The sequence below is a fragment of the Collimonas sp. OK607 genome, from assembly GCF_900111995.1.
Taxonomy (GTDB): domain Bacteria; phylum Pseudomonadota; class Gammaproteobacteria; order Burkholderiales; family Burkholderiaceae_D; genus Collimonas.
This window is the reverse complement of the sequence record NZ_FOKF01000042.1, coordinates 1-12,066: the sequence shown is the minus strand read 5'-3', so window position 1 is coordinate 12,066 and position 12,066 is coordinate 1. Positions and strand designations below refer to the sequence as shown.

Sequence of the window (12,066 nt, the reverse complement as noted above, 5' to 3'; positions counted from 1 at the left end):
AAAGGTGAAATTCGGTGAAATTTTAAGATTGCCTGACAGCAATATTTGTTTGCCGTAGCGGATTAGCCGGGCAATGGCATTAAATGTCGAATGGGCAATTTTTCGATTGAGGTGAAGCGATATCAGTTCACCAAAGCAGCGGTTGATGTTGCCAGAGGCTGCTGTGCGGGCAGAGCATCGAGCCAGCGGCGGACATCCGCAAAAACCCGCTCGGCGCCGATTTCATTGAAAATTTCGTGATACATGCCGTCGTAGTCGCGCAGCGTGGCAATCGCGGGTGGCAAAGCAGCAAAAAAGCGGCGGCTGCCGTCGGGATCGATGATGCGGTCGTCGCCGGCAATCACCAGCAGCGTCGGTATCGCCAGGGTGTGCGCCTGGTCCAGGGCGAATTTCCCTGCAAGCAGCATGCTGCTCAGCAAGCGCGCGCTGATCTTGTTATGCACCAGCGGATCGTCGCCATAGGCTTGGGCAACCGCCGGATCGTGCGACAGGTGATTGACATCAAGGCCGTTGGGAACCGCCAGGCCCGGTGCAAGCACCGACATCATTTTGAGCAAGCCCAGTTGGACCCGGCTCAAGCGCAAGGCCAGCCCCGGCGAGGATAAAATCAGGCCGCGCAAGGGAGACATTCCTGCCACAGCAAAGCGTGCGGCGAACAAGCCGCCCATGCTATGGCCGAACAACAAGGGGGCGCTGTTTGCCAGTTCAGGATAGCGCAGCTGCTGCTGGCGGCTGAGATCGTCCAGCACCAGCTTGGCATCGCGCAACAAGGCGGTTTGGTCCGGCACATCGCCGCGCGGACCGCCGGAGCGGCCGTGGCCGCGGTGATCGTAGCTGCGCACCAGCAGGCCGCAGCGATTGAAAAAGCGTACTACATGGGCATAACGCCCGGCATGCTCGCCCAGTCCGTGCATCAACAGGATACTGCCTGTCACCGGGGCACCGGGATCAGGCAGCCAGTCGGTAACGGAGAGAGGAATGCCGTCTTCGGTCGTAAGCTGCTGCTCAAGACCGGAGGTCATCAAACGCCCCAGAGTACGTCGTTATTGTGCTTGTGCGCTTCGCGCAGCATTTCCAGCAAGGGATAAATTTTGTTGGCAAAGTTGACAGTCTGCACTGGCTCATGACCTGTGTCGTCGCCGGCTGCGTTGTGATGCGCGGCGATGTCGTGTTGCACGGTGTCGGATATCGGGTGGGCACGGCTTTCCGATGTTTCAGCTTCCAGCAGGGCAATCGCTGCAGTGCCTTCTGCGGCGGTGATCACGCCGATTTTCACGTCTTTATGCAACAGGTCGAGGATGCGCTTTGCATCGTTTTCGAACATGGTGACTTCGGCCGATGCCTTGGATTTGAATGTAACTAACATAGAACCTCAGAATATTGTTTTTGATGAAAGAAGACATTGTACAGAATACCCCTTTGTTAGGGGGCTTGCTACAGCTGTCACCGCTGGTTACAGTGTGGGTACGGTATCCAGCATTTTCAATGCCGGCAATGCTAGTTATGCTTGAACGAAGAAATGAAAGTCTCTGCATTTTCCCGTGAAACGCCTTTTTCCGGTCCCATCACGATGACTTGATAGATTTCCTTGTCTTTGCTGACGAAATGCCCGAACAGGACTTCCGGTTTGCCGCCAGGCGTGGCGCCGACCGCTTCTACGTCGATACTGGCTGACAGGCCTTGTGTATTACCGGCAGCTGCGGTGGTTTTCTCGGCCTTGACGGTGCCGTTGATATTTTTCACCAGCGCGGTTTTCATCGCGATCAATGCCGCTTGCGCCTTGGCGGCATCGGGCAAGGTGGCGCTGCCGACTGCGAATACCGTGTCGTCCACCTTGGCGGCAGTCATGGTCATCGTCACCGGTACGCCGTCGAGATCGATAGGACGGGCAAAGGTCGACGGTTTGGCGGGCAGCAATACGCTGTAAGGAGCGTCTTTGCTACGGACTTCGCGCCAGTTGAATTTGGGCGAGCAGGCCGCCAGCGCCAACAGGGCGCAAACAGTTGACGAGCAGATAAAAAAGCGAGCAGATTTCACGAGATAGCGCAGTTGGCTGCAAAAATGAAAACAGCCCCTATGGTATCTGATGCTGAAAGGTGCGCACACCGAAAACTATGCCCAGGCATAGCAGCGCTACCCCGGTCATGACCAGTGCGCCTGGCATCGCATCGCGGAAAATGAAGGCATACAGCAGGGCCGACAAGGTTTCGAACACAATCAGCTGCGCCAGCAGCGCGGTCGGCAAATGCTGGCTGGCCTTGTTCCAGAGCAGGATGCCGATCCAGGAAGCGCACAGGCCGATGACTAGCATCAAGCCGATAAATTGCAGCGGCCGCGGGCCGAACGGAAAGTCATAGGAACCGCCCGCCAGCTTCAGGTAGGCGCCATAACCGAACAATCCTATCAGCGCCAGCGGCAAGGTTGCCAAACCTTGCGCGGTAGCCCAGGTGGAGGAACTGATATGCGGATTGGCGCGCAGATAGCGGGCATTGACAATCGGATACCAGGTCCAGGCGCCGACCGCAGCTGCTGCAATCAGGCAGCCAAGGACATAGTCGGAAATCGAGCGCGTATTGTTGCTGCCCGCCAGCCGCATGTGCGTCAGCTCAGCGCTGTTCACACATAGAATGCCGATCGTGATAATCACCAGCGACGGCGCCAGGCGGCGCCAGGCGACGCTTTCCGCCCCGTGTCCCGGCGACCAGTTGGAGAATACCGAAATCACTACCGGCAAGGTGCCGATCAGCATGGTCGGCAGCGGTGCATCGGCGAGTTGGATCGCGGTCGCCAGTGCGGCGTAATACAACAGGTTGCCGATCAGCGAGAGTTTCAGGGCGGCGCGCCAGTCGGCCCGGGTCAGCGCAATTACGCGCTTGCGGTCAAGCACGGCCGGCACCAGTGCGATCAGGCCGAACGCTACATAACGGCCGAACGACAGCATCAGGCCAGGGTAGTCGGGCAACATCAGCGGCGCGACGAACACCAGTCCCCACATCAGGCCGGCACCCAAAGCGCATAACAGGCCGATCAGCATGGCTTGGGTCCGGCAATTAATTGAAGATATGGCATGGAAAAGTTAAGGTAGGGTTCAAAGACAAGTAATCGCAATTGACTCATCATGCCCGTCTTCAGCTTAGCGGTCTTGTACCAATTTGCTGTTGATACTGCGCCGGCGTGACACCGTAGGCGCGCTTGAACCAGCGTGTCAGGTGGCTTTGATCGGCCAGTCCGACGGCCGCGGCGGCATCGGTTGGCGTGCTGCGCTGGGATAGCAAGGTCTTGGCGCGGGTGGTCCGGCGCGCTTGCAGGTATTGATGCGGGGTGGCGTGAAACTGGGCCGAAAATTCCCGTACAAAATGGAACATCGACATGCCGGCCTCAGCCGCTAAAGTATCGATGTGCAAAGTCTGGTCCAGGTTAGCCTCGATGCAATCGAGTACACGCCGCATTGCCAGCATGCGACGTGGCTGGCTGGTCCTCAGTGTGGGCGCCGGCCGCAGATTCTTGCCATAGCGTCGGGTTACCTCGTCGATCAATACCGTGAAATGCGATACAAAAGCCAGGTCGTCCGGCGCCTGCCACATGCGTTTGAACAGTAATTGAAAACTGTCGGCGAGCGCCGGATCGTGAGCCGTAGCGGTGGGGAAATAAGCCTCGCTGCCAGTCAGTTCTTGCAGCAGCTGCGGCTCGATAAACAGCATCTGGTAAGTCCAGCCGGCGGCGATCTCGGCATGGCCATCGTGCAGTTCGTCAGGATTCAATAACACCAGCGTGCCAGCCGGGGCCAGATGCTGGGATCCTTTATGGCGGAAACGTTCGACCCCGGTTTCAATCGCACCCAGCGAATACGCATCGTGCACATGCGGTGCAAATGCATGATCGACCAGCCGTGCCGAATACAATTCCACGCCCGGCAGATGCGGGCTGGTCTTGAAGGTGACGAATTCGGACGGGTGGTGGAACATGTCGATGCTCTGATTCTGGATTCAGGCGAGCCGCGCCAGATGCCGCCGTACCGACAGCAATGCGCCGATCAGTCCGAGGCCGGCGCTGATCGCCAGCAACACAATGCTAGCCAGCCAGTTCAGCGGCAACAAGCGGAACTCCGATGCATACAAACGGGCGAATTCGGCAATCGCCTGATTCAGCGGTTGCAAACCAAGCGCCACCGCGCCCAAAGCCAGGCCGCCGGCGCACAGGCCGAGCAGCGCGCCGGTGTAATAAAACGGCCGGTGGATAAACGCATCGGTAGCGCCGACCAGTTTGGCGACGGCGATTTCTTCGCGTTGGGTCAGCACTTGCAGGCGCACGGTATTGAACACCACCGCCACCACCACCACCGCCAGCGTGCTCGCCAGGAACAGCAGCACCAGGCGCAGGATTCCCAACAGTGCCGCCAGCCGCTTGACCCACTCCGAATCGACTTGCACGGTATCGACGCCGGGCAACGCTTTCAGATCAGCCGCAATGGTGTCGATACGCCCGGCGTCCGGTGCATCGTGGAAACCGGCCAGCTTCAACACATAGGCATCCGGCAAAGGATTCTGGCCCAAAGTGGTCAGGGCGTCATCCATGCCGGTTTTGTTTTTCAGGCTGATCAAAGCGTCTTCGCGCGGAATGAACAGCACCTTGGCCGAGCTGTGGTGTTGCTGCAGAATCGACGCGATAGGCTTGGCCAGTGCGGTTGTTTTATCGCGCGCTGCATCAAGCGCCATAAAGATGCTGATTTCCGGTTCTACCGCCAGTTGCTCGGAGACCGGGCGCACGTTTTCTATCAAAGTCAGGCCGCCAAACGGCAGCGCCAGCGCAATTGCTACCACCAGCACATTCAGCGCAAAGCCGCCCGGCGCCTTGAGCAGATGGGTGAAGGCATCGCTGATGGCAAACAGATGTTGTCGGAGCCAGCTCTTCATGCTGCACCTCCGTTGTTACTGTTGTGGCTGTTGTTACTAACCACGGCGGAGTTCTGCCAGTGGTCCACAATCTGCCCCTGATCCAGAAACACCACGCGGTTGGCGCTGTTCAGGAATTGCTCGTCATGGGTAGAAATCAGGCAAGTCACGCCGACCGCATGAAACGACCGGAGCGCATCCAGCACTTTGTTGGCGTTGTCGCGATCGAGGTTGGCGGTCGGTTCGTCGGCCAGGATGATTTGCGGCCGGTTGACAATTGCACGGGCGATAGACACACGCTGCTGCTCGCCGCCGGACAGGGCTTTCGGATCGGTCGCCGCCTTGTCCAGCAGGCCGACTTTATCGAGTGCCGCCCGGGCCCGTTTTTCTGCTTCGGAACGGGTGGCGCCGGTAACCAGCAGCGGCAGCATGACATTGGCCAGCACGGTGCGGTCCTGCAGCAGTTTTTGCTGTTGCAGGATCAATCCGAGATTGCGCCGCAGATAAGGCAGGCCGGATGATTTCAATTTGCCGACGTTGGCGCCGCTGACAGTCAAGGTCCCGCTGCTAGGGCGCTCAATTGCCGCAATCAGGTTGAGCAGCGTGGTTTTTCCGGCGCCGGAAGGGCCGGCCAGGAAGATCAAGTCACCCTTGTTAACCGTCAGCGTGATATCGCGCAGCGCGACTACATCACGCGCATATTTTTTGGAGACCTGGTTGAATTCAATCATGGAATGGCAAGGGTCCAATAGTCCAATAAATGGGTCGGAATCAAAGGGTTCGAAATTAACTTAGCAGTGCATCCACAAATTCGGCGGCATCAAACGGTTGCAAGTCTTCAATCTGTTCGCCGACACCGATGAAATATACCGGGATCGCACGCGTGGTGGCGATAGCCGCCAGCACGCCGCCCTTGGCGGTGCCGTCCAGTTTGGTAATCACCAGGCCGGTCAGCCCCAGCGCATCGTCGAAAGCCTTGACTTGCGCCAGCGCGTTCTGGCCAGTGTTGCCGTCGATGACCAGCAATATTTCATGCGGTGCCGTGGCCATGCCTTTGCCGATGACGCGCTTGATCTTCTTCAGCTCGTCCATCAGGTGCAATTGCGTCGGCAGGCGGCCGGCGGTATCGACCATGACGACATTGGTGCCGCGTGCCTGCGCTGAGTGCACGGCGTCGAACGCCACTGCCGCCGGATCGCCGGATTCCTGCGAGATCACCGTAACGTTATTGCGCTCGCCCCAAATCGTCAACTGTTCGCGCGCAGCCGCGCGGAAGGTATCGCCGGCAGCCAGCAATACCGATTGTTTATGGGCTTGCAGATGTTTGGCCAGTTTGCCGATGGTGGTGGTCTTGCCGGCGCCATTGACGCCGGCGATCATCATCACCAGCGGTTGGTGCTGATCCAGTACCAGCGGCTTTTGCAAGGGGCTGAGTAAATCGATCAGCAAGCTGCGCAACGCCGCCTTGACCTGGGTGGCTTCGGTCAGCTTGTCTTCCTTGACCTTCTTTTTCAGCGCGTTGAGCAGGAAATGGGTAGCTTCGACGCCAGCGTCGGAAACCAGCAGCGCTGATTCCAATTCTTCGTACAAATCGTCATCGATCTTGGCGCCGACGAACAAGATGCTCAGGTTGGACGAGGTTTTCGACAGTCCGGTTTTCAACCGAGATAGCCAGGAGCGCTTTTGTTCAGCGGCCACCGGCGCCGGGACGATTTCGGCTGCAACTTCAGATTCAGCTTCCACCGCGACGGCGCCCGCGGCAACAGGAGTTGCTGTATCCGGTGTAACGTCCGCAGCGCTCTCTGCCGCTGTGTCCACTCTTTCTATCTGCGCTAATTCCGTTGGCGCAGAAGATTCTGGCAAGGGCGCAACTTCGGGTTTCGGTTTTTTCTTGAAGAAACTAAACATCTGAGGCCTGATCTGTAAGGCGGTGAAATAGGGCGTTGCAGTAGCCGGTCAGGGCTACTGCACAAGAGGTACAATCTCCGGCATTCTATCAGAGCGAAGCCTGTCAAATTAGGGATAGTCCCGTTGATCATGGCAGTTAGCGGCATGGCTGCTGTCAGAATCCTGCTGAATTGACGAAATTCCAGCAAATTTCCCCATATTTATTAAAATTAATGAAAAAACCAAGCAACAAAAAGCCACCGAAGACACCGGTGCATACCTTCAAGCCGCCATTGGCGCGCCAGGTCCGAATCATTGGCGGCGCCTGGAAACGTACGCCGTTGGCGGTGTTGGATAGCGAAGGCTTGCGGCCGACGCCGGATCGGGTGCGTGAGACCTTGTTCAATTGGCTGACACATTTGCTTGATGGCAACTGGAGCACGGTCCGTTGCCTCGACCTGTTTGCCGGCACCGGCGCGTTGGGGTTTGAAGCCGCCAGCCGTGGTGCACTGGAAGTGACGATGATCGAGCACAATACACCGGCCGCGCGGCAGCTCGAAACCACCAAAACCAAGCTGGATGCCAGCCAGGTGCGGGTTTTGCGCGGCGATGCGATAACCTGGTTAAGTAAGGCCAGGATCGAGGCTGGCGCCGATACCGGACGCTTCGATCTGATTTTTCTCGATCCGCCGTATCAGCAGGGCTGGCTGGAAAAGGTGCTGCCGCAATGCGAGGGTTTGCTGGCCGAGCATGGTTTGCTGTACCTGGAGTCCGAATTCGCGTTGCAAGAGGACGCTTTACCGTCGTGGCTGAGCGGTTGGCAACTGCTGCGAGCCGATAAGGCTGGTAGTGTGTTTTACCACTTATTGAAAAGGCAAGTGCATTCTGGCTGATGCAAATTCAGGCATAATGCGCGATCTGATTGGGGTGCAAGGGGAACAAGATGGTCACTGCAGTTTATCCGGGAACGTTCGATCCGCTCACACGCGGCCACGAAGATCTGGTGCGTCGCGCATCCGGGTTGTTCGACAAATTGGTAGTAGGCGTTGCCGACAGCAAAAACAAAAAACCGTTTTTTTCTCTGGAAGAGCGCTTGTCGATTGCGAATGAGGTGCTGGGCCATTATCCCAATGTGCAGGTGGAAAGCTTTTCCGGCTTGCTCAAGGATTTTGTGCGGCAACACGATGCCAACGTGATTGTGCGTGGCCTGCGTGCCGTCTCCGACTTCGAGTTCGAGTTCCAGATGGCCGGCATGAACCGCTACCTGTTGCCGGACGTGGAAACCTTGTTCCTGACACCGTCGGACCAGTACCAGTTTATCTCCGGCACCATCGTCCGTGAGATCGCAACGCTGGGCGGCGATGTCTCCAAGTTCGTCTTCCCTTCGGTCGAAAAATGGCTGAAGGAAAAGCTGGACGGGCAGCAGCCTTAAGGGGCTTCGCTGCGGCGAATCCCTAACAGGATTAAAATGACGGCAAGGTAGTAAGGCGGGATCATTCGATCCCGCGGCAACTTGATTTAAAAGAGTAGTGCAATGGCTTTATTGATCACCGACGACTGTATTAATTGCGACGTATGCGAGCCGGAGTGCCCGAACGGTGCTATTTACATGGGGCCGCTGATATACGAAATCGACCCGCACAAATGTACTGAGTGCGTCGGCCATTTCAATGAGCCGCAGTGCCAGCAAGTCTGCCCGGTCAGCTGCATTCCGCTGGATCCGGCCTGGCATGAATCCAAAGAGCAGTTGCAGGCCAAGTACGAGCGCTTGCAGGCTGAGCTGGCGGCGACATCCGCCGCCAAGACGCAGTAACTTCCTAGAACGCCAGTTCTACTTCGATCTCCTGCCCGACGCGCAGGATTTCGCCATCTCCTTCCAGCAATATCGTATTGATGCCAAAAGTGACGCCGCCGTCGACACGCGGATTGGCGCGGTAGGTCATCAGGATATCCATAGGGTCGGGACCGTATTCGCCGGTGGCCTGGTCGATGGCCGGCATCGGGCAACGTGTGCATGGCTTCACTGGCTGCAAAGATGTTTGTCCGGCCCGGATAACCGCAGCGAAATCTTCTTCAAAAGCTTGCACGCCATCGATCACGATGTTGGGCCGGAAACGGTTCATCGGCAATGCCGCGCGGCCCTGTGCCTGCAATTTCTGATTTAAATCGTCGAGCGATTCCCGCGATATCAACAGCATCGGGAAACCATCCGAAAAGCGGGTTGGCGCCTCGCTGTCATGGGTCCATTTTTTACTGGCCAGGCGTCTGCATGCGGCGTCAAAGCGCACCAGTCGACAGGGCAGGCCGATGACACGCGAGAACCAGTCGGCAGCCTGGTCACCGCAATCATGTGCGGTGACGGTGTCGTCCCAGATCTGCACCGTCACGGTCGGTAGCGATCCGGCAGTCAGCGCCGCGGTCGCTATCTCAAGCGGCGGCATATTCGGCGCATGCACGGTCATGGCGTCGGGTTGCAGAACCGGAAAGATCAACGCCATCACGGCATGGCTGCGCTGCGATAGAAAGTGGCCGGTGCTGTCGACTACCATCCATTCACGGTCATGCACATGCTGATGGCTGAGGCCGGTGGCGGTAATGATTGCTGCCGACAGATCTATCCCGGCGCAGGATTTGATCGGGTATAGCGTCAGCGTGGTGATAGTTGGCATTGGTTTGTATTCCTCTATTCCTCAACTTCTCTATTTCTCTATTTCTCTATTCTTCTATTGTTACGTCGGACAGGATTGCGCCCAGCCAGTCCTGAAATTCGGTGATAGCCGCTTCTTTGCCGGTATCGAAAGGCGAGACTGAGAAATAAGTGCCGCGCGCCGGGGCAGTGATGTTGAACAGGCGGATCAGGCGGCCGCTCGCGAGATGGTTGTGTGCCAGGCAGCTGCGGGCGAGCGCGATGCCCTGATCGGCTGCGGCGGCGTCTAGCAGATGCATCGGATCGTCGTAAACAGGACCGGTTTGCGGCTCGCCGTGCTGGATGCCGGCGGCGGAAAACCATGGCTCCCAGCCGCCATGGTGGGCAAACCGCAGCAAAGGATAGTGTGGCAAATCACGCGGCGTGATGGTCGGATGGCTGGCGCCGAACGCCGGGCTGCATACCGGGAAAACCACTTCCTTCAGCAAGTGCCGATAACGGAAATTCTTGTGTCCGGCGCGACCGTACCAGATGGCGACGTCGGCGTCGCTGAAATCCAGCTCGCTCAGTTCGTGCGTGCTACGCAAGCTGATGTCGATGTGCGGATGCTGTTGGTGAAACGCGGCCAGCCGGGGTACCAGCCATGCGCTGGCAAACGAGGGAGAAACGCTGACGCGTAGCGTTTGCGTTGCTTGCTGGCGTTCAACCTTTCCTATCTGTAGCGCCCGGTCCAGCGCCAGCAGCGCTTGCCGTACTTCTTCTGCAAGCAAGCGGCCGCCATCGGTCAGCATCATTTGCCGGCCTTCGCGCTGGAACAGTTTGCGTCCGATGCGTTGTTCAAGGGCGCGGATCTGATGGCTGATGGCGCTGTGCGTCAGGTGCAGTTCTTCACCGGCCCGGGTGTAGTTGCCGAGCCGTGCGGCGGCTTCAAAGGCGCGCAGGGTTTGGGTTGGGGGCAGTCTTTCAAACATGATGGTGAGGGGTTTGCTTGCGCATTGTATTTGCTGTCGTTATGCAATCGGTTAATTCTATTCACATATAAGGATAAAACACTTCGTTGGCTTTTGGTTAATTTGCTCTTTACTATCGTTGTATTCCGTTTTTATTAGTGAACGACTATGAAACTCGCTACTCGTGTTTTCTTGATATTTTCTTCAGGTTATTTCATTTCCTATCTGGCGCGCGGCATTAATCTGCCGCTGGCGCCTTTGCTTAGCAGTGAACTTGGTTTATCGCCGGCGCAGTTGGGGCTGCTGACCAGTTTGTATTTCTTTGCTTTCGCTGCCTGCCAGCTGCCGCTCGGCATTTTGCTGGACCGCTTTGGCCCGCGCCGGGTATTGGCTTGTATGCTGCTGCTGGCTGCAGCCGGCGCCGTGGTGTCGGCTAACGCGCATGGGTTTGGCAGTTTGCTGATCGGACGCCTGTTGCTGGGGATTGGCACATCGGCTTGCCTGATGGCAGGTCTGAAGGCGATTGTCGCCTGGTTTCCGCATGATCATTTGCCTTTGATGAACGGCGCCATCTATGCGATTGGCGGGCTGGGGGCGGTTGCTACCGGGACGCCGATTGCGTGGGCTTTGGGTTTGACTACCTGGCGTGTGTTGTTCGTTGTGGTGGCGGTGCTGATCCTGATGATCGTGCTGGCTTTGTTCTCGTTGGTGCCGGAAAAGGATGAGTAGCATCCCAAGAGTAGTCTTGCGATGCAATTGCGTGATATTGGCGGCATTTTCCGTAGTGCGGTGTTTTGGCGTACTGCGCCTTTTGTGATGGCTAGCCAAGGTGTGTTTCTTGGTGTCCAGGGGTTGTGGGCCGGGCCGTATTTGCGGGATGTCAGTCAGTTGCCAGCAGCTGCTGCGGCTAATATCGTGGCGCTGGTTGGCGTGGCGATGGTGGTTGGTGCGGTCGGTTCGGGCTGGTTGGCGCGGCGTTTGCAGCAGCGTGGGATTTCTTTGCAGGCTACCGCGGGGGCGGGTATGTTTTTGTTCATGCTGGCGCAATTGTTGATATTGCTTGATGTGCCGTTGCCTGGCTGGCTGCTGTGGGGGATGTATGGCGTGTTCGGCACCTCTGGGGTGCTGACGTATGCCTCGCTGGTACGCGAATTTCCGGTGCATCTGGCGGGCCGTGTCAGCACCGGTTTGACCTTGGTGATTTTTGCGGGTGCGTTTGTGGTGCAGTATGGTTTTGGACTGTTGCTCAACGCCTGGCCGCATGATGCCGGCAGTTATGCCGTGGTTGCGCACAGGGCATCGTGGGCGATTGCATTGTTGGTACAACTGGTTACTGGCGTTTGGTACTACAGTGCGCAGTTAAATAGGGTCAGAGTCGAATGGCACTTACTTAAGCGCTAAGTGCCTGAATTAGTGAGGAAAAACAGGCTGGCAAGATGGTAAGCTTAAGTCGCCAAACCATCGCCACCATCCAAGAGCCAGCCCTCATGCATAGTAATCGTTCTGTGTTATCTCGGCAACGTCGGGTTCGACATCACGCTGCCACCAACGACGCATTTCGTTTTTTCGATCTACTTACTTCGCCGGAACTATTTGACACACTGGAGGCGTCGTTGCCGGTTCACCGTGAACGGCTCTTCGCGCCAACGGAGACGCTGTCGATGTTTATGGCTCAGGCGATGAAACCGGA

General features: G+C 57.4%; 15 protein-coding genes and 1 pseudogene. 6 read left to right on the top strand and 10 right to left on the bottom strand.

What is annotated here, in order from left to right:
* Positions 1-122 precede the first annotated feature (122 nt).
* The 8 genes from BM029_RS21400 to ftsY all read right to left on the bottom strand — a co-directional run bounded on the left by BM029_RS21400 (position 123) and on the right by ftsY (position 6,800).
* Positions 123-1,022: an alpha/beta hydrolase gene (locus BM029_RS21400; RefSeq protein WP_244545161.1), complete on the bottom strand. Its 900-nt coding sequence runs from the start codon at positions 1,020-1,022 to the stop codon at positions 123-125.
* Positions 1,022-1,366, bottom strand: a complete 345-nt coding sequence (locus BM029_RS21395; protein ID WP_092439516.1) for a DUF1840 domain-containing protein — start codon at positions 1,364-1,366, stop codon at positions 1,022-1,024. The genes BM029_RS21400 and BM029_RS21395 overlap by 1 nt, the downstream gene beginning before the upstream one ends.
* A 131-nt stretch (positions 1,367-1,497) precedes the next feature.
* The gene (locus BM029_RS21390) at positions 1,498-2,037 is read right to left on the bottom strand and encodes a hypothetical protein (RefSeq protein WP_244545160.1); all 540 of its coding nucleotides are present in this window, start codon (positions 2,035-2,037) and stop codon (positions 1,498-1,500) included.
* 37 nt (positions 2,038-2,074) lie between these two features.
* A complete protein-coding gene (locus tag BM029_RS21385; RefSeq protein WP_092439514.1) occupies positions 2,075-3,034 on the bottom strand; it encodes a DMT family transporter in 960 nt (319 codons plus the stop codon).
* A gap of 94 nt (positions 3,035-3,128) precedes the next feature.
* On the bottom strand, positions 3,129-3,965 hold the full coding sequence (locus BM029_RS21380; protein ID WP_092439511.1) for an AraC family transcriptional regulator: 837 nt from the start codon (positions 3,963-3,965) through the stop codon (positions 3,129-3,131).
* Positions 3,966-3,986: 21 nt separating this feature from the next.
* Positions 3,987-4,913, bottom strand: coding sequence for a permease-like cell division protein FtsX (gene ftsX / locus BM029_RS21375; protein ID WP_092439509.1), 927 nt, complete (start codon positions 4,911-4,913; stop codon positions 3,987-3,989).
* Positions 4,910-5,623, bottom strand: coding sequence for a cell division ATP-binding protein FtsE (locus BM029_RS21370; RefSeq protein ID WP_092439507.1), 714 nt, complete (start codon positions 5,621-5,623; stop codon positions 4,910-4,912). The genes ftsX and BM029_RS21370 overlap by 4 nt, the downstream gene beginning before the upstream one ends.
* A 55-nt stretch (positions 5,624-5,678) precedes the next feature.
* Positions 5,679-6,800 (bottom strand): signal recognition particle-docking protein FtsY, encoded by a 1,122-nt coding sequence (gene ftsY / locus BM029_RS21365; RefSeq protein ID WP_092439504.1) that lies wholly within the window; start codon positions 6,798-6,800, stop codon positions 5,679-5,681.
* Positions 6,801-7,012: 212 nt separating this feature from the next.
* On the opposite strand from ftsY, the gene rsmD reads away from it, so the two are divergent.
* The 3 genes from rsmD (at position 7,013) to BM029_RS21350 (ending at position 8,592) form a co-directional block, all read left to right on the top strand.
* A complete protein-coding gene (rsmD, locus tag BM029_RS21360; protein ID WP_092439501.1) occupies positions 7,013-7,672 on the top strand; it encodes a 16S rRNA (guanine(966)-N(2))-methyltransferase RsmD in 660 nt (219 codons plus the stop codon).
* Between the two features lie 50 nt (positions 7,673-7,722).
* A complete protein-coding gene (gene coaD / locus BM029_RS21355) occupies positions 7,723-8,211 on the top strand; it encodes a pantetheine-phosphate adenylyltransferase (protein WP_092414232.1) in 489 nt (162 codons plus the stop codon).
* A gap of 102 nt (positions 8,212-8,313) precedes the next feature.
* On the top strand, positions 8,314-8,592 hold the full coding sequence (locus BM029_RS21350; RefSeq protein ID WP_092439498.1) for a YfhL family 4Fe-4S dicluster ferredoxin: 279 nt from the start codon (positions 8,314-8,316) through the stop codon (positions 8,590-8,592).
* Between the two features lie 4 nt (positions 8,593-8,596).
* Here BM029_RS21350 and BM029_RS21345 read toward each other — a convergent pair whose 3' ends face one another.
* Together BM029_RS21345 and gcvA are read right to left on the bottom strand one after the other, a co-directional pair.
* Positions 8,597-9,448 carry an MOSC domain-containing protein gene (locus tag BM029_RS21345; RefSeq protein WP_092439496.1) on the bottom strand — a complete coding sequence of 284 codons (852 nt, stop codon included), beginning with the start codon at positions 9,446-9,448 and terminating at the stop codon, positions 8,597-8,599.
* 46 nt (positions 9,449-9,494) lie between these two features.
* Positions 9,495-10,397 carry a transcriptional regulator GcvA gene (gene gcvA / locus BM029_RS21340; protein ID WP_092439494.1) on the bottom strand — a complete coding sequence of 301 codons (903 nt, stop codon included), beginning with the start codon at positions 10,395-10,397 and terminating at the stop codon, positions 9,495-9,497.
* A 147-nt stretch (positions 10,398-10,544) separates the two neighbouring features.
* On the opposite strand from gcvA, the gene BM029_RS21335 reads away from it, so the two are divergent.
* The 3 genes and pseudogenes from BM029_RS21335 to BM029_RS21325 form a co-directional block, all read left to right on the top strand.
* Positions 10,545-11,105, top strand: a complete 561-nt coding sequence (locus BM029_RS21335; protein WP_092439492.1) for an MFS transporter — start codon at positions 10,545-10,547, stop codon at positions 11,103-11,105.
* A gap of 21 nt (positions 11,106-11,126) precedes the next feature.
* Positions 11,127-11,777, top strand: a complete 651-nt coding sequence (locus BM029_RS21330) for a hypothetical protein (protein ID WP_092439490.1) — start codon at positions 11,127-11,129, stop codon at positions 11,775-11,777.
* 86 nt (positions 11,778-11,863) lie between these two features.
* Positions 11,864-12,066: pseudogene (locus BM029_RS21325) on the top strand (IS4 family transposase); the annotation flags it as partial.